Source organism: Kribbella sp. NPDC104740 (assembly GCF_055583505.1).
In genome coordinates, this window is the sequence record NZ_JBVJNV010000001.1 from 458,837 (window position 1) to 482,600 (window position 23,764).

Sequence of the window (23,764 nt, forward strand, 5' to 3'; positions counted from 1 at the left end):
ATGGTCCTGCCCGCCGCGCGCACCCGGGACGAGGCGTACCTGTACCTCGACCTGACGCCCTGCCCCACCTGCGGCTCGGTGGAGACCGAGTGGCGGCACGCGCTCGCCCAGGTCGACGGCGAGCTGGTCGCGGCGTACGACGGAACCTGCCAGGGCTGCTCGGCGGAGCGCGAGTACCTGTTCGAGCTGCCCGCGCGTGAGCACGCGGGCGGCGTACCGAACTTCGGCGGGCCGGAGCCGTCGGCGCTGCTCGACCCCGGGCAGTGGCTCGACGTGGCCGACCAGCTGATGTCGGCCGTCGACCCCGACAGGGCAGCGGAGACGGCAGCCTTCGCCGCAGCGGCCGTAGCCGAGGTGCTGAAGTTCCTGCCGCCCGGAGCCGACGCTGTGCCCGCTGAGCGGTTCTGGTCGGCAGCCGGACGCCAGGTGTACGACCGCCAACCAGGGCGCTTCCGCCGCGACCGCCTGCAGGTAGTGCTCGACAGCTACTCCGGCGTCAGCTGATCCCAGTCCGTCACGATCGGAGCGAGCTCTCCACGCAGCCACAGGGGGAGCTGGTCGTGGTGGTGCTCATCACCCAGTACGCCGGACGCCCCCAGCGGCACGCTCCAGCCGCTCTTGGTCCGGTCGCTGAGGTCCCACGCGTAGCGGGCCGCGGAAGCGCGCACACTGAGGTCACCCGACCCGGGGATGCTGGACGTCGACCAGACGCAGTGGTGATCACCCGACAGCCTCAGCTCGATCTGAGCTTCGCCCCGCTCGAACAGCGACCCACGCAGCACCTGCAGCGGCGCCAGCTGATGGGTGTCACCCCACGGCCCACGTGGTTTCTGGGCCGCCACCTCCTCCAGCGACTCCCGCAGCAGCGCGCTGAAGTCGATCGGGAGGTCGCTGGCCAACAGGTTCTCCAGGGCGAACGACACGTGGGTCAGCAGGTCGAGGTACGGCAGGAACATCTCCGCGACTTCGACCTCGTCGAGCGCTGCGATCGCCGGGTGGGCGGTGATGCGGCGGCTCAGCGCCTTGCGGATCGCTGCGTACGTCGACGCCGTGGTGCTCGCCGCGTCCATCCGGCGGTCCCAGGCCTGCAGTCGCGCGCGGATCAGAGCTGCGGCGGGGGAGAGATCCTGCAACGACGCGAGCGGGTCGATGATGCTGCCGGCCGAGCCCAGCCAGGTGTCGGTGTGAATGGTCGGCATGTCCTCGACCGACCAGCCGTCGCGCGCGGTCAGCAGCTCCCGGATCCGCCGGTACCGATGCGGCGCGCTGAACTCGAGGCCGAGCGGCTCGGCCAGGTGCCGCGAGTTCGCCATCACCGCGACGCCGTCGACCGTCGCCCGCGGCATCGGGTCGAACCAGCCGGTCCAGCGGTGCTTGCTCTCCCAGGCCGGTACGACGCGCAGCAGGTTCTCCGCGTCACGCAGCGGGACGAGCCCGGCGGTGCGGTGCAGCAGCCCGCCCGAGGTGTCGGCGGCAAGCACCACGTTCACCGGCTCGACCCACCCGTCGAGCGCCGCGTCCACCGCCGCCACATTCGTTGCTTCAAGCAACCGAGGGAGCACCTCGAACCCGAGCCGGCCCGTGACCCGCGGCGGATAGCGAAGGCTGACCCGCTGATCGATCACCACCGGCCCGCGCGCGGTCTCGATCACCTCGACCTCGATCGCGTCCCGCCCCGCCACCTGCACCGACTCGGTGTGCACCGCCGCCGCTTCCCACCCATCGGGCCCGAGCGCCTCCACGCCGTCGGCAGTCCGCCGCAGCTGCTCCTCGTACAGATCCTGATAGTCCGCGGCAGCGTTCGTGATCGCCCAGGCAACCTCCCCGGCGTGCCCGAAGTGCGCGATCCCAGGAATACCCGGCACGGCCAGCCCCAGCACGTCGTACTCCGGACAAGCGAGCCGGATCTGCTGATAGATCCCCGGACTCTCGACGTACCGATGCGGGTCACCGGCGATCAGCGCCGTACCGGTCGCGGTCAAGGCGCCGGGGATCATCCACCCGTTGCTCCCCGACGACCGCGGCCCCTCGGACGTGAACACCTGCATCATCCCGTCGCCGAGCCGCCGCGAGACCTCCCCGCGCCACAGCTTGTCCGGGAAGCCGGCGAACAGGATGTGGATCGCGATCCAGATCCCCAACGGCGCCCACGGCTCCCACTCCTGCGGCGACCCCCCGGTCCGCGCGAACTCCGGAGCCCGCGCGGCCCCGCCCGGAAGCCCTTCGTTGACGCCGGCGACGTACGCCTCGACCCACGCGCCCGTGTCGTCGTCGAGCCCCCGGAAACACCGCTCGGCGGTGTCCGCGATCCGCGTCTGCCGCGCGAACGTGTCCCAAGCAACCGCATCCGGGCCGAGCAAAGCGGCGGTCGTACCCGAGAACTTCCGTCGCTGCAGCTCGATCTGCCAGGCGCGATCAGCCGCGACGTTGCGCCCCTGCAACCGAACCAGCGACAACGGATCGCCGGCGCGAAGGTGTGGCACTCCCCAGCTGTCCCGGTAGACCTTCACGCAGTTCCCTTCGACTCAGGCGGCGGGCGCGGCGCGACCCGGACGTCCATTGTCACCCGGGGCGCCGAATCGGTTCCTCGCGCGCCTGACACGTTGGCGGGTTAGCGTGGGGTTGTGATCCGTCCGATCAGCCCGGCCGACCCTGGGCTCGCGCCGCGGCTTCTCGAGGTCCAGCACCGTGCGTACGCCGTGGAGGCCGCTCTGATCGGCTTCGACGGGATTCCGCCGCTGCAGGAGGACCTGTCCGCCCTGATGGCGTCCACCGAGCACTGGCTCGGCTGCTTCGCCGACGAGGTGCTGGTCGCCGCCGTCGCCTACGAGTTCCCCGACCACGAGACCGTCGACATCACCCGCCTGATCGTCGACCCGGCGTACGCCCGCAAAGGCCACGCCACCGCGCTGCTCGACGCCCTGGACGACCTGGAGCCGCGCGGCCTGTCTCTGGTCTCCACCGGTACGGCGAACGCACCCGCCACCAAGCTCTACCTCAGCCGCGGCTACCGCGAGGACGAGCAGGTCGAGATCGCCCCCGGCGTCACCATCACACGGTTCCGCCGGGAGCGAGTGCTCTGAATCAGCTCAGGCTCAGCGCCGTCCACGAGATCGGCGGGAGGCTGATGGTCAGCTTGCCGTCCTGCAGCGTGGCCGTGCTCGGCTGCGGCACCACCCGGTCGGGCTGAGCCGCCGAGTTGACCGCGAGCCGGTCGTCGTCGGCGAGCGTCAGTGCCTCGTCGACCGTCGAAACCCCGGTCCGGCTGACGTCGACCGACACCTCGATCGTCTGGTCGAGGGAGCGGTTGACGAGGAAGACCGCGAGCTTGCCCTCGTCGTACGTCGCCACAGCGTCCACCGCGGCGACCTCGCCGAACTTCTCGGTGACGACGGTCGGCGACGACGTCTCCACCCGCAGCACCTGACCCGCGGCCAGCCGGGAGGTGATCGCGAACGGGTGGAACGTCGGCTGCCGCCAGGCCGGGCCGTCGGGCTCGGTCATGATCGGCGCGATCACGTTGGCCAGCTGGGCCAGACAGGCGACCGCGACCCGGTCACTGTGCCGCAGCAACGAGATCAGCAAGTTGCCGACGACAACGGCATCGGTGACGTTGTACTCGTCCTCGATCCGCCGCGGCGCCACCTCCCACGCGTCCGGGTCGCCGTCGGTCAGCCGCGACCGGTCCTTGTACCAGACGTTCCACTCGTCGAACGAGATGTCGATCCGGCGGTTGCTCTTCAGCTCGGCGCCGACGTGATCGGCGCTGGCCACCACCGAGTCGATGAAGCGGTCCATGTCGACGGCCGAGGCCAGGAACGACGCCGGGTCGTCGTTGTCGTCGCCGTAGTACGCGTGGCAGGAGATGTGGTCGACCAGGTCGTAGCACTCGCGCAGCACCTCGCGCTCCCAGGTGCCGAAGGTCGGCATCCCCGAGCCCGACGAGCCGCAGGCGACCAGCTCCAGATTGGGCTCGACCATCCGCATCGCCCGCGCGGTCTCGGCGGCCACCCGCCCGTACTCCGTCGCGGTCTTGTGCCCGATCTGCCAGGGCCCGTCCAGCTCGTTGCCCAGGCACCACAGTTTGATCCCGTACGGCGCCGCCGCGCCGTGCTCGGCGCGCAGGTCCGAGAGCGCCGTGCCGGCCGGGTGGTTGGCGTACTCCTGCAGGTCGAGCGCCTCCTGGACGCCCCGCGTGCCCAGGTTGATCGCCATCATCGGTTCGACGCCGGCCTTCGCGCACCAGCGGACGAACTCGTCCAGGCCGAACTGGTTGGTCTCGATACTGTGCCAGGCCAGCTCGAGGCGGCGCGGCCGCTCGGAGCGCGGCCCGACGCCGTCCTCCCAGCGGTACCCGGAGACGAAGTTGCCGCCGGGGTAGCGGACCAGCGAGACACCGAGCTCGCGGGTCAGCTCGAGGACGTCCTTGCGGAAGCCGTCCTCGTCGGCGGTCGCGTGCCCGGGCTCGTAGATGCCGGTGTAGACGCAGCGGCCCATGTGCTCGACGAAGGTGCCGAAGGTGCGCCGGCTGACCGGCGCGACGGTGAAGGAGGGATCGAGGACGAGTGCAGCGGAAGGCACGAGGGAATGCTCCTTGTGAGGTGGGATGTCTAGCCTTTGATGCCGGCGTCGCCGACACCGCGCACGACGTGCCGCTGGAAGAGCGCGTAGACGATCAGCAGCGGCAGCCCGCCGAGCACGGCCGAGGCCATGATCTGGGCGTAGCGCAGGCCGTACGAGCCCTGCACGGTGGCGAGTCCGACCGGGATCGTCATCATCGACGGGTCGGTGGTCACGATGAAGGGCCAGAGGAAGTTGTTCCAGGCCCCGATGAAGGTGAAGATGCCGACGGCAACGAGGATCGGCCGCGACATCGGCACCATCACGCCCCAGACGATCCGCCAGCGGGTCGCGCCGTCCACCCGGGCGGCGTCCTCGTAGTCGCGGGAGACGCCGTCGAAGAACTTCTTCAGCACGAACACCATCACCGGCGCGACCACCTGCGGCAGCACCATCCCCCAGTACGTGTCGACCAGGCGCAGGCTCGACATCTCCTGGAACAGCGGCACGATCAGCACCTGCGGCGGTACCAGGATCCCGGCGATCACCACGCCGAAGATCACCTTTCGCCCCGGGAACGTGGTCCGCGAGAAACCGTACGCCGCCAGCACGGACACCAGCAGCGTCAGCGCGGTGACCAGCACCGCGACCACCGTGCTGTTCACGAACCAGCGCAGGATCGACCCCTGCTCCAGCACACTCTGGTACGCCGCCGAGGTGGGCGCCGAGGGCAACCAGCTGATCGGCGTCCGGGTGGTCTCGACCTCGGGCTTGAGCGACGTGTCGAGGGCCCAGAGCAACGGAACCAGCCAGAGTACGGCGAGCAGCGCCGCGCCGACCGCGATCGCGACCTTCGGGAAGCTGGTGCGCGTCATCCCCGATCCTCCTTCCGGCCGCCGAACAGCTTGAACTGGGCGACCGACACGATCACGATGATCGCGAAGAACAGGTACGAGATCGCCGAGGCGTAGCCGATCCGGTAGCTGGTGAAGCCGCTCTCGTAGATGTACTGGATGATCGGCCGGGTCGCGTAGTTCGGGCCGCCGTCGGTCATCAGGTAGATCTGGTCGAAGATCTTCAGCGACGCGACCAGTTGCAGCACCACGATCAGCCCGGTGGTCCGGCCGAGCAGCGGCAGCGTGATCCGGAACAGCGTCTGCCGCCCGTTCGCGCCGTCGATCGAGGCCGCCTCGTAGACCTGCGCCGGGATGCCCTGCAGGGCCGCCAGGTAGAGCAGGAAGTTGAACCCGACGGTCCACCAGACCGTCGTGATCACCACCGCGAGCATCGCCCGGTTCTCGGCGTTCAGCCAGTCGATCTCGGCGAACCCGCCGGCCGTCAGCAGCCCGTTCACCAGGCCGAACCCGGGCTGGTAGATCCACACCCAGATCAGCGTGATCACGGTCGCCGGGAGCACGAACGGCGCGAAGTACGCGAACCGCAGGAACCACCCGAAGACGCCGCGCCGGTTGGCCAGCAGGGCCATCACCAGCGCGATCAGCACCAGCGGCGGCGTACTCATCGCGGTGAAGACGAGCGTGTTCTTCAGCGAGTCCCAGACCGCCGGGTCACCGAACAGCTCCCGCCAGTTGGCCAGACCGAGGAACTCCTGCTTCACTCCGGCCAGGCTGGTGTTGAAGAAGCTGTTCCAGAGCCCGGCCAGGGTCGGCCAGAGCAGGAAGAACACGAAGAACAGGCCGAACGGCGCGACGAAGAACAGGCCGCCCCAGCGTTCGGTCCACGGTGGCCCGTTTCTCGGTGGATCGGCTGCGGTGGTCTTCGTGCGGGGGCGGGTGGGTGTCTGCACGGCCATCGTCACAGCTCCTGTCAGACCGGGGACGGGGTGTCGAGCAGCTTCCGGGTGGCGGCCTTGAACTGGTCGAGCGCCTGCCGTGGCGTCGTCCGGCCCGAGAACACCCCCGCGAAAGCAGCCCCCGCTTCGTTCTGCAGCTGCGCGCCCGAGCCGCTGAACCACGCGTCCGGGTCGAACAGCACGTCCGGCGCGACCGAGCGGTACTCGGCCTGCGGCTTGAGCTCCAGGTACTCCGGGCCGGCGACCACCGGCTGGTACGCCGGGATGTGGCCGCCGGCCGCCCAGTCCGCGCTGTTCTTCAGCATCCAGGCGATGTACTCGACGGTCGCGGCGGTGTCCTCGGCCCGGCGTGACGCCTGGTGCGGCATCACGAACGTGTGCGCGTCACCGGCGAACTTCGGGACGTCGTACACGACCGGGAACGGCGCCATGCTGAACGGTAGCTTCGCGGTCTGGTACGTCGTGACCTCCCACTCGCCGTTGAAGCTCAGCCCGGCGTCGCCGTTGCTGAACTGCGCGACCAGCGCCGCGTAGTCCGACGACTTGGGGGTGAGACCGTCGGCCGAGAGTTTCGCCATCAGCTGCAGGGCTTCGAGCGCCTTGGCGTCGTCGAGGACGAGCTCGCGGCCGGACTCGTCGAAGAACTCGCCCTCGAGCTGGCCGTAGAGCGTCCACCAGATCCGCCACGGGTTGGTCGTCTCGACCGAGGCGGCGAACTTGCCGGTGACGTCCTTGACCGCCTTCAGCATCTCGAAGAAGGCGTCGACGCCCTTGACGGTCTTGATCCGGCCGTCCGGCCCGAGCAGGCCGGCCTGCTGGCAGATCTCGGTGTTGTAGTAGAGGACGAACGGGTGCTGATCGAGCGGTACGGCGTACAGCTGTCCGTCGACGTGGCACTTCTTCCAGGTCTCGGGGAGAAAGTCCTGCTCGGTGATCCCAGCGTTGGCGAGCAGGTCGACCGGGATCGGGTCGAGCATCGTGCTCGGGCTGAAACCCTTCAGGCGGGACAGGTGCAGCGTCGCGACCTCGGGCGCGCGGCCGCCGGCCGCGGACATCGCGAGCTTGGTGTAGAACGGCGGCCCCCAGGCCAGGGTGTGCGCCTCGAACGCGATGTCCTTGTGCTCGGCAACGAACTTGTCGTGGATCTGCAGCAGCCGCGCGCCGTCACCGCCGCCGAACAGGTTCCACTCGCGGACCCGGGCGTCGCGGCCGAACGAGCCGCACCCGCTGAGAGCTGCGGTGAGACCGAGCGCACCGGCCAGCACCGTACGTCGGGAAGGTCTGCTGACAGTCATCCTCGTGTCCTCCCAGGGCGGTGGAGCACGCATCTACATCGGTGTACTACATCGGTGTAGAAGGATGATGCCCGGGCGCTCGACCAGCGTCAAGAGGTCGTCGGTCAGTGGCCGGAAGTGGACTCGCGCACGTGCAGCTCGTACTGCGCGACCACCTCGCGGTGCTCGGTCTCGTCGCCGTTCATCCGGCCGACGAGGATCTCCACCGCGGTCGCCGCGATCTGCGCCCGGCCGGGGTCGACCGTGGTCAGGCTCGGCGTGCTGTACCGCGCCTCGTCGATGTCGTCGAACCCGGCGACGGCCACGTCGTCAGGAACGCTGACCCCGTGCTTGGCGAGCGCACGCAGTGCCCCGAGCGCGAGGGTGTCGTTCAGCGCGAGCACGGCGTCGAACTTCACGCCCGACGCGAGCAGCGCCTCCATGGCCTCGGCCCCGGTCGCGCGGTGCCACGGCCCGGCCGGCCGGGCCAACTGCTCGACCGGCTCCACGCCCGCGTCGCCGAGCGCGGCCGCGAACGCGTCGTACCGGATGGCCGCGGTGCCGACCTGCTCGCCGGGATGCGTGCCGATGACCGCGATCCGGCGCCGGTCGAGCGCGAGCAGGTGCTCGGTCGCGGCGCGCGTCCCCGCGACGTTGTCGATCATCACGTGGTCGACCGGGCCGTGGAAGATCCGCTCGCCGAGCAGCACCATCGGTGTCGAGATGTGCAGGTGCTCGACGTCGTCCGGGCCGAGCCCGAGCGGGCTGAACAGCAGCCCGTCGACCAGGTGCCCGCGCGGCCGGTTCAGCGCGGTGAGCTCGCGCTCGCGGATCGCGCCGGTCTGCTCGATCATCACCGTCAGCCCGTGCTCCTCGGCCGCGGTGATCACCGCGTCGGCCAGCTCCGCGAAGTACGGCAGGCTCAGCTCCGGCACGGCCAGGCCGATGATGCCGGTCTTGCCCGACTTCAGGTTCCGGGCCGAGATGTTCAGCTGGTAGCCGAGCGCGTCGATCGAGGCGAGCACCCGCTGCCGGGTCTCCTCGCGGATGTACGGGTACCCGCTCATCACGTTGGACACCGTCTTCGGTGACACCCCGGCATGCTGCGCGACATCACGCATGGTCACTGCCACAAGGAGCCCTCCGAGTCCGCCGGCGCTGGTCCGCCCACGGTAGTCGACCGGCGAGAGCTGGTTGCGGCATCACCCGCGGGATCGGCCTGTTCAGTCGCCGTACGGCGGGCGGTTCAGTGGTGTCAGCTTGATCCCGGTCCGCCGGGCCTGCGTGACGATCGTGTCCTCGGGACGGCCGAGCCGAAGCCCGATCACGCAGGGTGGAAAGTTGTCGGCGGCCAGTTCCTCCAGCTTGCTCAGGTCCTGGACGGTCCACGGCTCCCCAGCGTTCCGGATCGACTGCGGTAGTGCCATCGAACTCAGCTTCTTCTCTCCGTTGTCCGGCTGTTCTCGTGTACCGGTTCCCCGGAGCGAGCGGCGTAAAAGTCCCGGGGGAGGATCGAGCTCAGTACGACTGCAGCTCCAGCAGCGTGCCCTCCGGCGCCCGCAGGTGCGCGGTGCGCAGGTTCGGACCCCACTGCGGACGGTCCTGCGGTACGGCGACCGGTGTCGCGCCGTGCTTCTCGACGACCGCCGCGGCGGTGTCGACGTCGTCGACCTTCAGCACCAGCATCGTGCTCGTCGACGGCCGCTCGTCCGGGTCGAGGCCGAGCGCGGCGCTCAGTGCCGCCCGGCCGAACAGCACCAGTGCGGTCTCGCCGTGCAGGTCCCAGTTCGCGTACGCCGCCGCCGGGATCACCTTCACTGGTTGAATTCCGAACAGCTCGTCGAGTACGCCGCGGTAGAACGCGACGGTCGCGGGGAAGTCGTCGACCAGCAGGCGGGGGTACAGCGCGTCCATCGGGCCGCTCCAAATTAGTGGGGAAGTACCAACGATTGGTTCGACCCTACAATGGACTGCCATGGAGACGCTGCTGGGGATGACCACGTTCGTGCTGCACAAGGTGGGCGTGGCCGGCCGGCGCGAGATCGCGGAGCGGCTCGCGGTGCGTCCCGGGATCACGCTGTGGCAGTTCGCGGCGCTGGCCGAGCTGGCCGACCAGGGCCCGGCGGCGCAGAGCGCGCTCGCCGGCGGCCTGGGGCTGGACCCGAGCGACATGGTCCGGTTGATGGACGAGCTGCTGCACGACGAGCTGGTCTCCCGCGAGCGCGACCCGGACGACCGCCGGCGGTACCGGATCGCCCTGACGCCGGTCGGGCGGCGGACGTTCACGACGGCGCGTGGCGTCGTCCAGAAGGTGGAGAACGCCACGCTGTCGCCGCTGACGGCCACCGAACGAGCCCAGCTGCTGAAGCTGGCCGGCAAGGTGCACGCGGGGTTGAGCAGGTAGTCAGCCGGCCGAGCGATCCGCGACGGGACGCCGGCGACGCGCGGGATCCGTCAGGGACAACGGCCGCCAGACACCGTCGGCGGCGTACAGATCGGTGCCCGGCGGGACGATCTCGTCGATCCGGTCCAGCGTCGCGTCGTCGAGCGTCAGATCAGCCGCCTTCAGCGTGCCCTCGAGGTGCTCCATCGTGCGGGGTCCGGTGATCACCGACGTCACCGCCGGATGCGTCACCGCGAACGCCAGCGCCAGCTCCGGCAGCGTCCGGCCCAAGCCCTCCGCGACCTCGATCAGCTGCTCCAGCGCCTCGAACTTCGCCGCGTTCCCCGGGATCGACGGATCGAACCGGAACGGCGTCAGCGCCGCCCGCCCGACGGTGAGGTCGACCGGCTGATCCTTCCGGATCTTCCCCGACAGGAAGCCCGACGCCAGCGGGCTCCACGTCAGCACCCCCATTTTCAGCCGCTGCGCCGTCGGCAGCAGCGACCGCTCGATCCCGCGCGCGATCAGTGAGTACGGCGGCTGCTCGGTCCGGAACTTCCCGAACCCGCGCCGCTCGGCCACGTGGTACGCCTCGACGACGTCCTCCGCCGGGAAGGTCGAGCACCCGAACGCGCGGATCTTGCCGGCCCGGACGAGGTCGGTGAGCACCGACAGCGTCTCCTCGACGTCGGTCCGGTGGTCCGGCCGGTGCACCTGGTACAGGTCGATCCAGTCGGTGCCGAGCCGGCGCAGGCTCTGCTCGACCTCGTGGGTGATCCAGCGCCGCGAGTTCCCGCCGCGGTTCGGGCCCTCGCCCATCGGGAAGTGCACCTTCGTCGCCAGCACGACGTCGTCGCGGCGCCCCTGCAGCGCCTTGCCGACGATCTCCTCGGACTCGCCGGACGAGTACATGTCGGCGGTGTCGACGAAGTTGATGCCCTGGTCGAGCGCGGCGTGGATGATCCGCGCGCTGTCGGTGTGGTCGGGGTTGCCGACCGCGCCGAACATCATCGTGCCCAGGCAGTGCACGCTGACCTCGATGCCGGTCGCGCCAAGAGTGCGGTATCGCATACGGCGTACTCCTCAGGTGGTGGTGTGCTCACGAACCTAGGAGCTAGACCGCGCTCTAGGTCAACCTGCTTTGCGGCGATGACGCAGACTGGCACCGACCGCTCGGGCCACCCGCAGGGAGCACCAATGACGGACGTTGCCGACTTCGCCCATCTCTGGGAGCCGCAGCCGGGCTGGCTGAACACCGCCTCGTACGGGCTGCCGCCGCGCCCCGCCTGGGAGGCGCTGCAGTCCGCGCTCGCCGACTGGCACGTCGGCGCGACCAGCTGGGAGCCGTGGGACGGGTCGACGACGCGGTCGCGCGAGTCGTTCGCGCGGCTGATCGGAGCGCCGGTCGCGGACGTGTTCGTGGGCAGCACGGTGTCGGCGGCCGTCGCGCCGATCGCGGCCGCGCTGCCGGACGGCGCGAAGGTGCTGACGGACTCGGTGGAGTTCACGTCGAACGTGTTCCCGTGGCAGGTGCATGCCGACCGGGGCATCGAGGTGGTGGCGGCGCCGACCGGCGAGCTGGTCGCGGCGATCCAGCCGGGTGTCGATGTCGTTGCCGTCAGCCTCGTGCAGTCCTCGACCGGGTCGGTGCTCGACCTTCCGGCGGTTGTTGCCGCAAGCAAGAAGATCGGCGCGCTGGTGGTCCTCGACGCGAGCCAGGCGGCCGGGTGGCTGCCGATCGACGTCACCGGCGTGGACGCGTTGGTTGCCCACAGCTACAAGTGGCTGATGGCGCCGCGCGGCGCGACGTTCGGCTACCTGTCCCCGGAGCTGCAGGAGCGCTGCCGCCCGCTGCACGCCAACTGGTACGCCGCCGACGACGTCCACGGCTCGTACTACGGAACCGCGATGGACCTCGCCGCGGGAGCGCGCCGGTTCGACCAGTCGCCGGCGTGGTTCTGCTTCGTCGGCGCCGCGCCCGCACTCGAGCTGCTGGAGGAGATCGGCGTCGAGAAGATCCACGCGCACAACCTCGCCCTGGCCAACGAGTTCCGCGCCGGCCTCGGGCTGCCGGCGGGGGATTCCGCGATCGTGAGCGCCGACGTACCGGGCGCCGATGACGCGTTCAAGCGGGCCGGTATCCGGGCCGCCGTACGGGATGGTCGCCTGCGGGCCTCCTTCCACGTCTACTCAACCCAGGCGGACGTCCAGCTCGCCCTCGACGCTCTCAGCTGACGCGGGCATCGTCCACAGGCAATCGGCGGTGCCGGCGCCGAGGTGCTGCTGATAGATCTCCACCTTGTGGGTGATCACCTCGTGGCAGGCGTTCAACGCCGCGAGCTGCTCCTCGACGTACCGCTGATGGCCCTGCAGCAGCGCCAGCCGCTCCGCCTCGTTCCCGGGACCCTGGCGGACGAGGTCGGTGTAGCGGCGAATGGTGTCCAGCGGCATGCCCGACGCCCGGAACCGGATGCACATCTCCAGCCAGTCCACGTCGTCCTCGCTGTAGATCCGCCGCCCGTTGGACTCCCGCCGCACAGCTTCGGCCAGGATCCCTTCGCGCTCGTAGAACCGCAGCGCGTGAACGCTCAACCCGGTCCGCTCCGACACCTGCCCGATACTCAGCCCCATCCCGCCACAGTAACCGCGCTCGGGGGCTGAACGAGCAGAAGAATCACAGAGGCCAGGGCGCAGCGCCCGGGTCCAGCGAGAGCAGGCGGGCGGCGATTGCTGTGGTCGGGCCGGGCTCGATGATCGCCAGCGCATCAGCTGCGGCGGCGCCTCGGAGCATGGCTGAGCCGGCGTGGCCCACGGGAACGGCACCCTCAGGGGCGACCCGGACGGGGACCAGGCGCGTGCTCGTGGGGTGGCCCGCGAGGCCGCCGGGGATGGGGGCCACGGGCAACGTCGGGAGCGACAGGGCGCGCATCCGGTGCAGGGCCGCGACGCCCAGGGTGAGGAATGCGGTGAGGGCCGCGAAGGGGTTGCCGGGGAGACCGACGACCAGGCGACCGTCGTCCAAGCGGGCGAGCGCCTGGGGATGCCCGGGGCGGCAGGCCACGCCGTCGATGACGAGTTCGGCACCCAAAGCGGCCAAGCCGGCGCGGAGGTGGTCGGCAGGACCGGACGCCGAGGAGCCGGAGACGAGGATGAGGTCGGCCTCGGTCTTCTCCAGGGCGTCGACGAGCGCCGAGCGGGTGTCGGGGAGGTGCGTGACCGCCGTACAGACGCCACCGGCGCGCTCGATCAGGCCGGGGAGCATCGGGCCGATCGCGTCGCGGACGCGACCAGGGCCGGAGGCTCCACGGACGACCAACTCGTCGCCGGTCACGAGCCCAGCGACCCGCGGCTTCGGGATCACCGTCAAGCGATCGAGCCCGACGGCGGCCGCCAAACCGAGGACCGCCGGATCGATCCGCACCCCAGCAGGTAGCAAGACCTCCCCGGCCGCGCACTCCTCACCAGCCCGCCGAATGTGCTGCCCGTCGACCACCCGCCCCAGCAGATGATCACCGTCCCGCACAGCCCGCTCCTCCTGCACGACCCCAGTGGTCCCCGCAGGAACAGCTGCCCCGGTGACGATCTCGACAGCCTCGCCGTCCAGCAGCGACGCAGACACCTCCGAGGCGACCAGGACGGTCCCGACCACCTGCCAAGGCCCGTCACCGCGTACGGCGTACCCGTCCATCGCCGACCGGTCCACCGGCGGTACGGCGACCGGCGACACCAGCGGTGTCGCGAGCGTCGTACCGTCGGCGGCGGACAGCGGCAGCGAGCGCGGAGCCAGGGCAGCGGCCGCCGCGTGGGCCAGCTCGCGGGCGACGTCCCAGGGCAGGGCCGCCGCCGCGTGCCGGTGACCGGGTCGGGCCACTACCCGGCCTTCAGTTGCTGGGCAGCCAGGGCCGCGACCGGGTCGAGGTCCTCACCGCCTGCCTCCAGGTGCGCGACCAGGGCCGACTTCATCCGCGGGTCCCAGACCGCCTTGATGTGGTTGGCGATCGAGGTCGCCGCGACCTCGGCCGGCTTGTGGGCGAACTGCCGGGCGATCTCGTTGGCCAGCCGGACGTGCGGCGGCAGCGTGGTCGCGCTCATCAGTGGCCCACCGAGACCTTCTCGCGCTCGACCGTCGAGGGCTCGACGACCAGGTCGACCTGGACCGCGGTCACCTTGTACTCCGGGCAGTTGGTGGCCCAGTCGGAGTTGTCGGTGGTGATCACGTTCGCGCCGGTGATCGGGTGGTGGAAGGTCGTGTAACAGACCCCGACCGGCATCCGCTCGGACAGCTTGGCGTGCAGCGTGGTCCGGCCGACCCGGCTGGACAGGGCCACCGTGTCGCCGTCCTCGATCCCGCGGACCTCGGCGTCGTGCGGGTGCAGCTCCAGGATGTCCTCCGGGTGCCACGCCACGTTCGCCGTACGGCGGGTCTGCGCACCCACGTTGTACTGCGACAGGATCCGGCCGGTGGTCAGGATCAGCGGGTACTTGCGGGTCGACCGCTCGGTGGTGGGCACGTACACAGTCTCCATGAACCGGCCCTTGCCGCGGGTGAACTCCTCCTCGTGCATCACCGGCGTCCCGTCGGGGTGCTCGAGGTTGCACGGCCACTGGATCGAGCCGACCTCGTCCAGGCGCTCGAAGGAGACACCGGTGAAGGTCGGGGTGGTGATCGCGATCTCGGCCATGATCTGCGCGGTGTTGTCGTAGTGCATCGGGTAGCCCATCGCCTGCGAGATCTCGCAGATGATCTCCCACTCCTGCTTGCCGGTCCGCGGCGCCATCACCGGGCGGACCCGGTTGATCCGGCGCTCGGCGTTGGTGAAGGTGCCGTCCTTCTCCAGGAACGACGTGCCCGGCAGCAGCACGTGCGCGAACTTGGCCGTCTCGTTGACGAACAGGTCCTGGACGACGAGCAGGTCGAGCGCGCCGAGCGCCGCGAACACGTGCGCGGTGTTCGGGTCCGACTGGGCGATGTCCTCGCCCTGCACGAACAGCGCCCGGAAGGAGCCGTCGATCGCGGAGTCGAACATGTTCGGGATCCGCAGGCCGGGCTCGTTCAGCAGCGGCGTACCCCAGAGCTGCTCGTAGACCTCGCGGACACCGTCGTCGTTCACGTGCCGGTACCCCGGCAGCTCGTGCGGGAAGGAGCCCATGTCGCAGGAGCCCTGCACGTTGTTCTGGCCGCGCAGCGGGTTGACGCCGACGCCGGAGCGGCCGATGTTGCCGGTCGCCATCGCCAGGTTCGCCATCCCCATCACGGTGGTGGAGCCCTGGCTGTGCTCGGTGACGCCGAGACCGTAGTAGATCGCGCCGTTGCCGCCGGTCGCGTAGAGGCGAGCCGCCGCGCGGATGTCGGCCGCCGGTACGCCGGTCAGTCCCTCGACCGCCTCCGGGCTGTGCTCCGGGCCGGCGATGAAGGTCTCCCAGTCCTCGAAGCCCTCGCAGCGGGCGTCGACGAAGGCCCGGTCGACCAGGCCCTCGGTGACGATCACGTGCCCGATCGCGTTCACCACGGCGACGTTCGTGCCGGGCTGCAGCGACAGGTGGTACTCGGCCTCGATGTGCGGCGAGCGGACCAGGTCCGTCCGCCGGGGGTCGATGACGATCAGCTTCGCGCCCTGGCGCAGCCGCTTCTTCATCCGCGACCCGAACACCGGGTGCGCGTCGGTCGGGTTGGCGCCGATCACCAGGATCACGTCGGCGTCGTCGACGGACTTGAAGTCCTGGGTCCCGGCCGACTCGCCGAACGTCTGCTTCAGGCCGTAGCCCGTGGGCGAGTGGCAGACCCGCGCGCAGGTGTCGACGTTGTTGTTGCCGAAGACCGCGCGGACCATCTTCTGGACGACGTACACCTCTTCGTTGGTGGTCCGCGACGAGGTGATGCCGCCGATCGAGCCCTGGCCGTGCTCGGCCTGGATCTCGCGCAGCCGGCGCGCGGTGAACCCGATCGCCTCCTCCCAGGAGACGGTCCGCCACTCCTCCTCGATCGAGTCGCGGATCATCGGCTCGAGCACGCGGTCCGGGTGGTCGGCGTACCCGAAGGCGAACCGGCCCTTCACGCAGGAGTGGCCCTCGTTGGCGCCACCGTCCTTGTACGGGACCATCCGGACCAGTTCGTCGCCGCGCAGCTCGGCCTTGAACGAGCAGCCGACCCCGCAGTACGCGCAGGTGGTGATCACCGAGCGGGTCGGCATGCCGAGCTCGACGACCGACTTCTCCTGCAGCGTCGCGGTCGGGCAGGCCTGCACGCAGGCGCCGCAGGAGACGCAGTCGGAGTCCATGAACGAGACACCGGCACCGGCGGCGACCTTGGAGTCGAAACCGCGGCCCTCGATGGTCAGCGCGATCGTGCCCTGCACCTCGTCACAGGCGCGGACGCAGCGCGAGCAGGCGATGCACTTGGACGCCTCGAAGTCGAAGTACGGGTTGGAGTGGTCGGTCTCCAGGTCCATGTGGTTCGCGCCGGCGTCCACGCCGGAGCCGTACCGGACCTCGCGCAGACCGGTGACACCGGCCATGTCCTGCAGCTCGCAGTCGCCGTTGGCCGAGCAGGTCAGGCAGTCCAGCGGGTGGTCGGAGATGTACAGCTCCATCACGCCGCGGCGCAGCTTGCCGAGCTTCTCGTTCTGGGTCCGGACCACCATGCCCGGGCCGACCGGCGTGGTGCAGGAGGCCGGCGTACCGCGGGCGCCGTCGATCTCGACGACGCACAGCCGGCAGGAGCCGAACGCCTCCAGGTTGTCGGTGGCGCAGAGTTTCGGGATGTCGACGCCGGCCTGCTTGGCCGCGCGCATCACCGACGTACCGGGTGGGACGGTGACGGCGATCCCGTCGACGGTCAGCTCGACCGTCGCTTCGCCCTTTCGAGCGGGAGTGCCGAAGTCGGGTTCCTTGAGCAGGGTCATGCGTCGAAGTCCTCTCCGAAGTGGCGGACAGCACTGCGTACCGGCAGCGGGGTGAGTCCGCCCATCGCACAGAGCGAACCGTCGGTCATCAGGTCACACAGGTCGTCCAGCAGGACGAGGTTCTTGCGCCGGTCCTGGCCGGCCACGATCCGGTCGATGGTCTCGACACCGCGGACCGCGCCGACCCGGCACGGGGTGCACTTGCCGCACGACTCCTCCGCGCAGAACTCGAACGCGAAGCGGGCCATCGCGGCCATGTCGACGGACTCGTCGAAGACGACGATCCCGCCGTGGCCGACCATCGCGCCGGCCGCGGCGAACGCCTCGTAGTCCATCGGCAGGTCGAACTGGCTGACCGGGAGGTAGGCCCCCAGCGGCCCACCGACCTGGACCGCGCGGACCGGCCGGCCGGAGGCGCTGCCGCCGCCGAGGTCGTTGACGAGCTCGCCGAGGGTGATGCCGAACGCCGTCTCGACGACACCGCCGCGGGCGATGTTGCCGCCGAGCTGGAAGACGCTCGTGCCGAGCGACCGCCCGACACCGTACGCCGCGTACGCCGCGGCGCCGTTGGCCAGGATCGTCGGGACGGTGGCCAGCGACAGCACGTTGTTCACCACGGTCGGCTTGCCGAACAGCCCTTCCAGGGCAGGGATCGGGGGCTTGGCCCGGACCATCCCGCGCTTACCCTCGAGGCTCTCCAGCATGCTCGTTTCTTCACCGCAGATGTAGGCGCCGGCGCCGACTCGGACCTGCAGGTCGAAGGTGAGACCCGAGCCGAGGATGTTCTCGCCGAGCCAGCCGTTGTCGCGGCACGTCACGATCGCGGCGTTCAGCGCCTCGACGGCGTCCGGGTACTCCGAGCGCAGGTAGACGTAGCCCTCGGTCGCACCTACGGCGTACGCCGCGATCGTCATGCCCTCGATCAGCACGAACGGGTCGCCCTCGATCAGCATCCGGTCGGCGAAGGTGCCGGAGTCGCCCTCGTCGGCGTTGCAGCAGACGAACTTCAGGTCGGACTCGGCGCCGAGCACCGTGCGCCACTTGATCCCGGTCGGGAAGCCGGCGCCGCCGCGGCCGCGCAGGCCGGAGTCGACGACCTCCTCGACCACCTCGGCCGGTGTCATGGTGAGCGCCTTCTTGAGCCCGGCGAACCCGTCGTTGGCGGTGTAGTCGTCGACCGAGCGCGGGTCGACGAGACCGACGCGCTGGAAGGTGAGGCGCTGCTGCCGCTTCATCCACGGCAGGTCCTCGACCAGACCCAGGTACGGGCCCGCGGTCGGGTCGTCACCGGCCGCGGCCAGCGCGCCGCCTTCGAGCATGCCCGCGGCGACCAGGCCGTCGACGTCCTCGGGGGAGACCGGGCCGTAGCCGACGCGGCCCTCGGCGGTCTCGACCTCGATCATCGGCTCCAGCCAGAGCATGCCGCGGGAGCCGTTGCGGACCAGCTCGACCTCGGTCCCGGCGGCGCGGGCCGCGGCCAGCACCCGCTCGGCGACCTCGTCGGCGCCGACCGACTTGGCCGCCATGTCGCGCGGCACGAACACCTTGGTGGTCATCGGGCCTCTCCCAGGATCGCGTCGAGCCGGGCCGGGGTGACCCGGCCGTGGACCTTGTCGCCGACCTGGACGGCCGGGCCGAGCGCGCAGTTGCCGAGGCAGAACACCTCGTCGACGGTCAGGCGGCCGTCGTACGTCGTCTCGCCGAAGCCGAGGCCGGTGCTGCGCTTGGCGTGGTCGGCGAGTTCGACGCCACCGACGGACCGGCAGGCCTCGGCCTGGCAGATCCGCACGGTGGTGCGGCCGCCCGGCTCGCGCCGGAAGTCGCGGTAGAAGGTGACGACGCCGTGGACCTCGGCCACCGACAGGTTCAGCACGTCGGCGATCACCGGTACGTCGGTCTGGCTGACCCAGCCGAACTCCTCCTGCACGGCATGCAGGATCGGCATCAGGGCACCGCGCATTCGGCGACGTTCGGTCGCGATCTCGCGGACGCGTTGGGGGCGCCCGGCACCGGGCACAGGGGCGGAATCCGTGACAGGCATCGTCATGCAACCACGGTCCCTGCCCGGACGGCTGGGGTCAAAGCAATGCTGCCTATCACGTGATAGGCAGCTACTATCAATATCCAGTATGCAGGGGCCGGTATTTAGAGCACAGTATGATGCCCTTAATCGCCGGAACGCAAGGGATCCTCAAGCAGGGCAGCGAATCCGTCCAGGTGCCGGGCCAGGCTGTAGGCGAACAATCCGTCCAGATCGGCCACGGTCTCACCGGAAACCCTGGCCAGCAAGGGAAACCGCCCACTGGTGAGCAGCGCGCCGGCGCGCTCGCGCTGGTCCAGCGCCCAGAGCTCGAGGGTCACGCCGGTCTCCTGCTCGGCCTCGACCTCGTCCGCTCGCGCGAGTGCGGACGAGACCACGAGCGCGTGCAGCGTCAGCGCTTCTCGCATCCTCGTCGTCATCGACAGGTTCAATCCGTCGAGCGCGGCGAGCGTCCACTCGGTCTGCGCCATCATGTTCGGCGCCAGCAGCGGGCGGGTGAACGACACTGCGCGCGGCAGCCACAGATGCCGGTGACACAGCGCCCACTGCTCGTTGGCGAGCAGTTCGAGCTTCGCCCGCCAGCCGTCGGGGCCCGGCGTCGGCAGCTCGATCTCACCGAACACCTCGTCGGCCATCTGCGTCGTCAGCTCGTCCCGGCCGGCCACATGCCGGTACAGCGACATCGGGCCGACCTCCAGCTCGCTCGCCAGCCGGCGCATCGAGACGGCGTCGAGCCCTTCCCGATCCGCGATCGCGACGGCGGCCCGCAGAACCCGCTTCCGGTTCAGCCCCACACCCGTACGCCGAACGCGCGGCGCCGCCGCGCGCACGACCGACCCGGACCCGACCTTCGACTCCACCAGCCCGTCGGCCCGCAACGTCGCGAGCACCCGGCTCGCGGTCGCCGCCGCCACGCCGTACTCGCGAGCGATCTGCCGCACCGACGGCACCCGCTGCCCGGGCCGGAGCTCCCCGGCGAGGATCGCCGCCCGCAGCCCGGCCACGATCCGCTGGTACGGAGGCTCGGTCATTCAGTGAAGTGTACTAGTCCACCGAAACACTATGTGGTGGTGTTTTTCGTGGTCTCTGGGGCTGCGGAGGCTGGCTCAATACGGTGTACGCATGCCGAACCAACCAACTGTGATCGTTGTCCACGGCACCAATTCGTCGTCGTACTGGTGCGCGGGGCTGGTGCGGGAGCTGACCTTGCGCGGCGTGCGGAGCGTCGGGGTGGATCTGCCCGGGCACGGCGACGAGGCGTTCTATCCGCGCGCCTACCAGGCGCCGCAGGACCTGGAGGCGCTGGCTGTCGAGCCGTCGCCGTTGGCGAAGGTGACCGTGGAGGACAACGTCGCGCGCGTCGTCGAGACCGTACGGCGGGTGGCCGGGCCGGTGATCCTGGCGGGGGCCAGTCAGGGCGGCGTGACCCTGAGTCGGGTCGGGAACGAGATCCCGGAGCTGCTCGATCGGGTCGTGTACCTGGCGGCGTACTGCTGTGTGGAGCTGCCGAACATGGTGAGTTACCTGGAGACGCCGGAGAACGCGGAGAGCCTGCTGCCGTTGATCCAGGCGGCGATCGTCGCCGATCCCGCGGTGCTGGGGGCGACGCGGGTGAACTGGCGGTCCGCGGACCCGGCGGTGTTCGACGCGGTCAAGCGGTGCCTGGCCGGCGACTTCACCGACGAGGGGGTCAGCCGCCTGCTGAACTTGCTCGAACCCGACGAGGCGGCGAGCATTCCGCTCGCCGAGGCGCGCGGGCAGGCCGAGACCTGGGGGCGGATTCCCAGGACCTACGTGCGGTTCACCCAGGATCGGCTGATCCCGCCCGCGCTGCAGGACCGCTTCATCGCCGAGGCCGACCGGCTCACCCCGGACAACCCGACCGACGTGCGCAGCATCGACGCGCCGCACGTCGGCCCGTTCGACCGGCCGGACCTGGTGGAGATCCTGGCCGGCCTGGCTCAGCAGTGCGTGGAGAGCACCGGGCGCTCGACCGGCCCGTAGATCGCGTGCGCCTGCTTCTCGGCATACGCCCAGTAGCGGTCGCCGAAGGACCAGTGCCACCACTCGGTCGGGTAGTTCACCAGACCCGCCGCAGTCAGTACGTCGGCCAGCAGCGCCCGATTGTTCCGGGCCTCCCGGCTGATGTTGGCCGCGTCGAAGAAGCACGCGCCGTCGGACTGCTCGGGCGTCGCGTCGATCGGCGTGCCCAGGTCGAACGGCCCGTGCTCGCCGACCAGCGTCAGGTCGACCGCGGCGCCCGCGACGTGCGGCGCGACCTCGACCGGCGAGACGAAGCGGCTGGCCAGGACGTGCACGTCGGCGTCGGAGATGCCCGGGTGCAGCTCGGTCAGCTCGGCGCGGTAGCCGTCGTAGATCTCCTGCTGCAGCTTCAGCTCGCGCAGCCCCTCGACGACGTACAGGCGGATGCCCGTCGGCAGGAAGCTGTCCGCGATCGCCAGCCGGTCGGCGAGACCGTCCCGGACGAACTGTCGGTCGCGGGCGAGCACGCCCCGGCCGTACAGGTCGACCAGAGGTTCGCCGCTCTCGATCGCCGGGATCCGGGTGATCCGTTGGTCACTCAGCAGCACGGGCACGCGCGGTCTCCAGCAGGTTCTGCACGACATCGGCGTACGACATCCCGGCGGCGGCCCACATCAGCGGGAACTGCGACGCGGGCGTGAAACCGGGGAAGGTGTTGATCTCGTTGACCACCGGCCGGCCGTCGGCCGGCACGAAGAAGTCGACCCGGGCCAGGCCCGCGCAGCCGAGCGTCTCGAACACCTCCATCGCCGTACGCCGAAGCGTCGCGGCCAGGTCGGCGTCCAGCGGAGCCGGTACGGCGAACTGCTCGCCCGCGCCCTCGGAGTACTTGGCGGTGGTGTTGAAGAACGGCTGCTCCGGGGTGCTGTGGATCTCCAGCGCCGGCCCGGCGTCGACCCGGCCGTCGGGGAACTCCATCACCGCGAGGTCGATCTCGCGGCCCCGCATCTCCTGCTCGACCAGCACCTGGCCGTCCAGCCCGGCGGCCAGCGCGATCGCCTCGGCCAGCGCGGCCGCGTCGGTCACCCGCGTCACGCCGTAGCTCGAACCGCCGTTGCCCGGCTTCACGAAGACCGGGAACTCGATGCCGGCCTCCTTCAGCTGCTGGTGCGCGGCCTCGGGGTCCTGCAGATCGGCGCCGTGCAAGGTGATCCCGGGCGTGACCGGCAGACCGTACGCGCGCAGCACCGCCTTCGTCATCGGCTTCGCGAGCCCGACCGCGCTGGCGGCGACGCCGCTGCCGACGTACGGGACGCGGAGCTGGTCGAGGAAGCCCTGGATGACACCGTCCTCACCGCCCTGCCCGTGCAGGGCCGGTACGGCGACGTCGCAGTCCTGCAGCAGCTCGATCGCCTCGTGCTGACCGTCGCGCCAGCTGCCGTCGCGCTCGATCACCAGCTGGACGACCGAGTGGCCGAGCTCGGTGGCCGCGGCGGCGATGCCGCTGCCGCTGGCCAGCGACACCTCGTGCTCGGGGCTGACGCCGCCCATGATCACTGCGACCTTCACCGGGTTGCCTCCTTGTAGCGACGCGGCACCCGGGACCCGAGGCCGGTGTAGATCTCGTGCGGGATGGTGCCGGCCCACTGCGCCCAGTCGGCGGCCGTCGGCTCGCCCTGGTCGCCGGGGCCGAAGACCACCACCGGTTCGCCCGGCTCGACCGGGATGTCACCGGCGTCGACCATGAACTGGTCCATCGCGATCCGGCCGCGGACCGGCATCCGGACACCGCGGATCAGCACACTCGCACCGGCCGCGGCCGAGCGCGGGATGCCGTCGGCGTACCCGAGCGGGACGAGCACGATCGTGGTGTCGGTCGGCGTGATGTGGTCGTGGTTGTACGAAACGCCTTCACCGGCACGGATCCGGCGGACCTGCGCGACTTTGGTGACCAGCTGCATCGCGGGCCGCAGCCCGGCGTCCAGCTCGTCGATGCCGTACAGACCGGCGCCGATCCGGACCAGGTTGCAGTCCGGGGCGTCGAGCGTGAGCGCGCCGGCCGAGTTGGCCAGGTGGATGACCGACGGGTCGAGACCCGCCCTGCGGGCCAGTACGACGCCCGCCCGCAGCAGCTCGAGCTGCCGCCGGCTGTGCGTCGCGGCGGGGTCGTCGCCGTGGGACAGGTGCGACCAGATGCCGCGGACCTTGATCGCGCCGAGCGCCTCGTAGTGCGCGGCCGCGCGGGTCAGCTCGATCCACTGGTCCGGCGTACTGCCACCACGGTGCAGACCGGTGTCGAGTTTGAGGTGAACGTGATGCACGCTCGGCGCCGAGACCACCTGTTGCAGCTCGGAAACCGTTGCCACACTGACGTCGACGTCGGACAGCCACATCAGCTCGGTCGCGTCGTACAGCCAGGCGAGGATCGGGACGGTCAGGCCGGCGGCGCGCAGCTCCAGCGCCTCGTCGGCGCGGGCGACACCGAGCCAGGTCGCGCCCGCATCGACCGCGGCCTTGGCGATCTGGACCGCGCCGTGGCCGAAACCGTTCGCCTTCACCACCGCCATGATCGCCGTGCCGGGCTGGAGCTGTCGCTGGTAGTGGCGAACATTCGCCCGGACCGCGCCGAGGTCGATCGCGGCCTCCGCCAGGCCGAAGACGGCCCGCGGTGGACTCTGCACCAGGTTCATGCCGACCATTGTTGTATTCAGCAACGAGGTGCACATCCGATCGAGGTCGGAGGTTTCCGGTGCCCCGGCTACGACCCTGGTAGCATGCCGGGCCCCGCGCAACCGTCCCTTAGGACGA

General features: G+C 70.4%; 24 protein-coding genes. 5 read left to right on the forward strand and 19 right to left on the reverse strand.

Translation table 11 applies throughout. The annotated features are described in order from the left end of the window. Complete coding sequence (locus ACZ6Z4_RS02105; RefSeq protein WP_465557197.1) at nt 1-504, forward strand: hypothetical protein; 504 nt, start codon at nt 1-3, stop codon at nt 502-504. Here the strand turns inward: ACZ6Z4_RS02105 and ACZ6Z4_RS02110 are convergent. Further along, nucleotides 486-2,510 (reverse strand): penicillin acylase family protein, encoded by a 2,025-nt coding sequence (locus ACZ6Z4_RS02110; protein WP_465557199.1) that lies wholly within the window; start codon nt 2,508-2,510, stop codon nt 486-488. The genes ACZ6Z4_RS02105 and ACZ6Z4_RS02110 overlap by 19 nt on opposite strands. 114 nt (nt 2,511-2,624) lie before the next feature. Between ACZ6Z4_RS02110 and ACZ6Z4_RS02115 the strand changes: the two genes are divergently transcribed. Then, on the forward strand, nt 2,625-3,083 hold the full coding sequence (locus ACZ6Z4_RS02115; RefSeq protein WP_465557201.1) for a GNAT family N-acetyltransferase: 459 nt from the start codon (nt 2,625-2,627) through the stop codon (nt 3,081-3,083). Between the two features lies 1 nt (nt 3,084). Here ACZ6Z4_RS02115 and arfA read toward each other — a convergent pair whose 3' ends face one another. The 7 genes from arfA to ACZ6Z4_RS02150 form a co-directional block, all read right to left on the reverse strand. Continuing rightward, on the reverse strand, nt 3,085-4,581 hold the full coding sequence (arfA, locus tag ACZ6Z4_RS02120) for an arabinosylfuranosidase ArfA (RefSeq protein ID WP_465557203.1): 1,497 nt from the start codon (nt 4,579-4,581) through the stop codon (nt 3,085-3,087). A gap of 29 nt (nt 4,582-4,610) precedes the next feature. After that, the gene (locus ACZ6Z4_RS02125; protein WP_465557205.1) at nt 4,611-5,435 is read right to left on the reverse strand and encodes a carbohydrate ABC transporter permease; all 825 of its coding nucleotides are present in this window, start codon (nt 5,433-5,435) and stop codon (nt 4,611-4,613) included. Next, the gene (locus ACZ6Z4_RS02130) at nt 5,432-6,373 is read right to left on the reverse strand and encodes a carbohydrate ABC transporter permease (protein ID WP_465557207.1); all 942 of its coding nucleotides are present in this window, start codon (nt 6,371-6,373) and stop codon (nt 5,432-5,434) included. The genes ACZ6Z4_RS02125 and ACZ6Z4_RS02130 overlap by 4 nt, the downstream gene beginning before the upstream one ends. Before the next feature lie 14 nt (nt 6,374-6,387). Beyond that, complete coding sequence (locus ACZ6Z4_RS02135; protein ID WP_465557209.1) at nt 6,388-7,668, reverse strand: extracellular solute-binding protein; 1,281 nt, start codon at nt 7,666-7,668, stop codon at nt 6,388-6,390. Nucleotides 7,669-7,772: 104 nt separating this feature from the next. Next, a complete protein-coding gene (locus ACZ6Z4_RS02140) occupies nt 7,773-8,768 on the reverse strand; it encodes a LacI family DNA-binding transcriptional regulator (RefSeq protein WP_465557211.1) in 996 nt (331 codons plus the stop codon). A 102-nt stretch (nt 8,769-8,870) separates the two neighbouring features. Beyond that, nucleotides 8,871-9,074 carry a hypothetical protein gene (locus ACZ6Z4_RS02145; protein WP_465557213.1) on the reverse strand — a complete coding sequence of 68 codons (204 nt, stop codon included), beginning with the start codon at nt 9,072-9,074 and terminating at the stop codon, nt 8,871-8,873. Between the two features lie 91 nt (nt 9,075-9,165). Beyond that, a complete protein-coding gene (locus tag ACZ6Z4_RS02150; RefSeq protein ID WP_465557215.1) occupies nt 9,166-9,561 on the reverse strand; it encodes a VOC family protein in 396 nt (131 codons plus the stop codon). Between the two features lie 61 nt (nt 9,562-9,622). Between ACZ6Z4_RS02150 and ACZ6Z4_RS02155 the strand changes: the two genes are divergently transcribed. Beyond that, a complete protein-coding gene (locus ACZ6Z4_RS02155) occupies nt 9,623-10,051 on the forward strand; it encodes a MarR family winged helix-turn-helix transcriptional regulator (protein ID WP_465557217.1) in 429 nt (142 codons plus the stop codon). On the opposite strand, the gene ACZ6Z4_RS02160 is transcribed toward ACZ6Z4_RS02155, so the two are convergent. Beyond that, on the reverse strand, nt 10,052-11,101 hold the full coding sequence (locus tag ACZ6Z4_RS02160; protein WP_465557219.1) for an aldo/keto reductase: 1,050 nt from the start codon (nt 11,099-11,101) through the stop codon (nt 10,052-10,054). A gap of 126 nt (nt 11,102-11,227) precedes the next feature. On the opposite strand from ACZ6Z4_RS02160, the gene ACZ6Z4_RS02165 reads away from it, so the two are divergent. Beyond that, the gene (locus ACZ6Z4_RS02165; RefSeq protein WP_465557221.1) at nt 11,228-12,265 is read left to right on the forward strand and encodes an aminotransferase class V-fold PLP-dependent enzyme; all 1,038 of its coding nucleotides are present in this window, start codon (nt 11,228-11,230) and stop codon (nt 12,263-12,265) included. Here ACZ6Z4_RS02165 and ACZ6Z4_RS02170 read toward each other — a convergent pair. The 7 genes from ACZ6Z4_RS02170 to ACZ6Z4_RS02200 form a co-directional block, all read right to left on the reverse strand. Beyond that, nucleotides 12,221-12,661, reverse strand: coding sequence for a MerR family transcriptional regulator (locus ACZ6Z4_RS02170; RefSeq protein ID WP_465557223.1), 441 nt, complete (start codon nt 12,659-12,661; stop codon nt 12,221-12,223). The two genes, ACZ6Z4_RS02165 and ACZ6Z4_RS02170, sit on opposite strands and share 45 nt — an antisense overlap. Nucleotides 12,662-12,704: 43 nt before the next feature. Next, nucleotides 12,705-13,901 (reverse strand): molybdopterin molybdotransferase MoeA, encoded by a 1,197-nt coding sequence (locus ACZ6Z4_RS02175; protein WP_465557225.1) that lies wholly within the window; start codon nt 13,899-13,901, stop codon nt 12,705-12,707. Then, nucleotides 13,901-14,122: a formate dehydrogenase subunit delta gene (locus ACZ6Z4_RS02180; RefSeq protein ID WP_363667686.1), complete on the reverse strand. Its 222-nt coding sequence runs from the start codon at nt 14,120-14,122 to the stop codon at nt 13,901-13,903. The genes ACZ6Z4_RS02175 and ACZ6Z4_RS02180 overlap by 1 nt, the downstream gene beginning before the upstream one ends. After that, nucleotides 14,122-16,932 carry a formate dehydrogenase subunit alpha gene (gene fdhF / locus ACZ6Z4_RS02185; RefSeq protein ID WP_465557227.1) on the reverse strand — a complete coding sequence of 937 codons (2,811 nt, stop codon included), beginning with the start codon at nt 16,930-16,932 and terminating at the stop codon, nt 14,122-14,124. The genes ACZ6Z4_RS02180 and fdhF overlap by 1 nt, the downstream gene beginning before the upstream one ends. Continuing rightward, nucleotides 16,929-18,488, reverse strand: a complete 1,560-nt coding sequence (locus tag ACZ6Z4_RS02190) for a formate dehydrogenase beta subunit (RefSeq protein ID WP_465557229.1) — start codon at nt 18,486-18,488, stop codon at nt 16,929-16,931. The genes fdhF and ACZ6Z4_RS02190 overlap by 4 nt, the downstream gene beginning before the upstream one ends. Next, nucleotides 18,485-18,979, reverse strand: a complete 495-nt coding sequence (locus tag ACZ6Z4_RS02195) for an NADH-quinone oxidoreductase subunit NuoE family protein (RefSeq protein ID WP_465557232.1) — start codon at nt 18,977-18,979, stop codon at nt 18,485-18,487. Before ACZ6Z4_RS02195 ends, ACZ6Z4_RS02190 begins: the two co-directional genes overlap by 4 nt. Before the next feature lie 119 nt (nt 18,980-19,098). Then, a complete protein-coding gene (locus ACZ6Z4_RS02200) occupies nt 19,099-20,004 on the reverse strand; it encodes a GntR family transcriptional regulator (RefSeq protein ID WP_465557234.1) in 906 nt (301 codons plus the stop codon). 91 nt (nt 20,005-20,095) lie between these two features. On the opposite strand from ACZ6Z4_RS02200, the gene ACZ6Z4_RS02205 reads away from it, so the two are divergent. Beyond that, a complete protein-coding gene (locus tag ACZ6Z4_RS02205) occupies nt 20,096-20,977 on the forward strand; it encodes an alpha/beta hydrolase (protein ID WP_465557236.1) in 882 nt (293 codons plus the stop codon). On the opposite strand, the gene ACZ6Z4_RS02210 is transcribed toward ACZ6Z4_RS02205, so the two are convergent. The 3 genes from ACZ6Z4_RS02210 to alr are packed head-to-tail and all read right to left on the reverse strand — an operon-like array spanning nt 20,935 to nt 23,646. Beyond that, nucleotides 20,935-21,570 carry a M15 family metallopeptidase gene (locus ACZ6Z4_RS02210; RefSeq protein WP_465557238.1) on the reverse strand — a complete coding sequence of 212 codons (636 nt, stop codon included), beginning with the start codon at nt 21,568-21,570 and terminating at the stop codon, nt 20,935-20,937. The two genes, ACZ6Z4_RS02205 and ACZ6Z4_RS02210, sit on opposite strands and share 43 nt — an antisense overlap. Further along, a complete protein-coding gene (locus tag ACZ6Z4_RS02215) occupies nt 21,551-22,525 on the reverse strand; it encodes a D-alanine--D-alanine ligase family protein (RefSeq protein WP_465557240.1) in 975 nt (324 codons plus the stop codon). The genes ACZ6Z4_RS02210 and ACZ6Z4_RS02215 overlap by 20 nt, the downstream gene beginning before the upstream one ends. Then, a complete protein-coding gene (gene alr, locus ACZ6Z4_RS02220; RefSeq protein WP_465557242.1) occupies nt 22,522-23,646 on the reverse strand; it encodes an alanine racemase in 1,125 nt (374 codons plus the stop codon). The genes ACZ6Z4_RS02215 and alr overlap by 4 nt, the downstream gene beginning before the upstream one ends. Nucleotides 23,647-23,764 lie beyond the last annotated feature (118 nt).

Coding starts and splice junctions, on each gene's coding strand:
- ACZ6Z4_RS02170 (WP_465557223.1), bottom strand. CDS start 12,661: ATGGGGCTGAGTATCGGGCAGGTGTCGGAGCGGACCGGGTTGAGCGTT.
- ACZ6Z4_RS02155 (WP_465557217.1), top strand. CDS start 9,623: ATGGAGACGCTGCTGGGGATGACCACGTTCGTGCTGCACAAGGTGGGC.
- alr (WP_465557242.1), bottom strand. CDS start 23,646: ATGAACCTGGTGCAGAGTCCACCGCGGGCCGTCTTCGGCCTGGCGGAG.
- ACZ6Z4_RS02205 (WP_465557236.1), top strand. CDS start 20,096: ATGCCGAACCAACCAACTGTGATCGTTGTCCACGGCACCAATTCGTCG.
- ACZ6Z4_RS02140 (WP_465557211.1), bottom strand. CDS start 8,768: ATGCGTGATGTCGCGCAGCATGCCGGGGTGTCACCGAAGACGGTGTCC.
- ACZ6Z4_RS02105 (WP_465557197.1), top strand. CDS start 1: ATGGTCCTGCCCGCCGCGCGCACCCGGGACGAGGCGTACCTGTACCTC.
- ACZ6Z4_RS02180 (WP_363667686.1), bottom strand. CDS start 14,122: ATGAGCGCGACCACGCTGCCGCCGCACGTCCGGCTGGCCAACGAGATC.
- ACZ6Z4_RS02130 (WP_465557207.1), bottom strand. CDS start 6,373: ATGGCCGTGCAGACACCCACCCGCCCCCGCACGAAGACCACCGCAGCC.
- ACZ6Z4_RS02165 (WP_465557221.1), top strand. CDS start 11,228: ATGACGGACGTTGCCGACTTCGCCCATCTCTGGGAGCCGCAGCCGGGC.
- fdhF (WP_465557227.1), bottom strand. CDS start 16,932: ATGACCCTGCTCAAGGAACCCGACTTCGGCACTCCCGCTCGAAAGGGC.
- ACZ6Z4_RS02190 (WP_465557229.1), bottom strand. CDS start 18,488: ATGACCACCAAGGTGTTCGTGCCGCGCGACATGGCGGCCAAGTCGGTC.
- ACZ6Z4_RS02195 (WP_465557232.1), bottom strand. CDS start 18,979: ATGACGATGCCTGTCACGGATTCCGCCCCTGTGCCCGGTGCCGGGCGC.
- ACZ6Z4_RS02200 (WP_465557234.1), bottom strand. CDS start 20,004: ATGACCGAGCCTCCGTACCAGCGGATCGTGGCCGGGCTGCGGGCGGCG.
- ACZ6Z4_RS02150 (WP_465557215.1), bottom strand. CDS start 9,561: ATGGACGCGCTGTACCCCCGCCTGCTGGTCGACGACTTCCCCGCGACC.
- ACZ6Z4_RS02135 (WP_465557209.1), bottom strand. CDS start 7,668: ATGACTGTCAGCAGACCTTCCCGACGTACGGTGCTGGCCGGTGCGCTC.
- ACZ6Z4_RS02160 (WP_465557219.1), bottom strand. CDS start 11,101: ATGCGATACCGCACTCTTGGCGCGACCGGCATCGAGGTCAGCGTGCAC.
- ACZ6Z4_RS02145 (WP_465557213.1), bottom strand. CDS start 9,074: ATGGCACTACCGCAGTCGATCCGGAACGCTGGGGAGCCGTGGACCGTC.
- ACZ6Z4_RS02125 (WP_465557205.1), bottom strand. CDS start 5,435: ATGACGCGCACCAGCTTCCCGAAGGTCGCGATCGCGGTCGGCGCGGCG.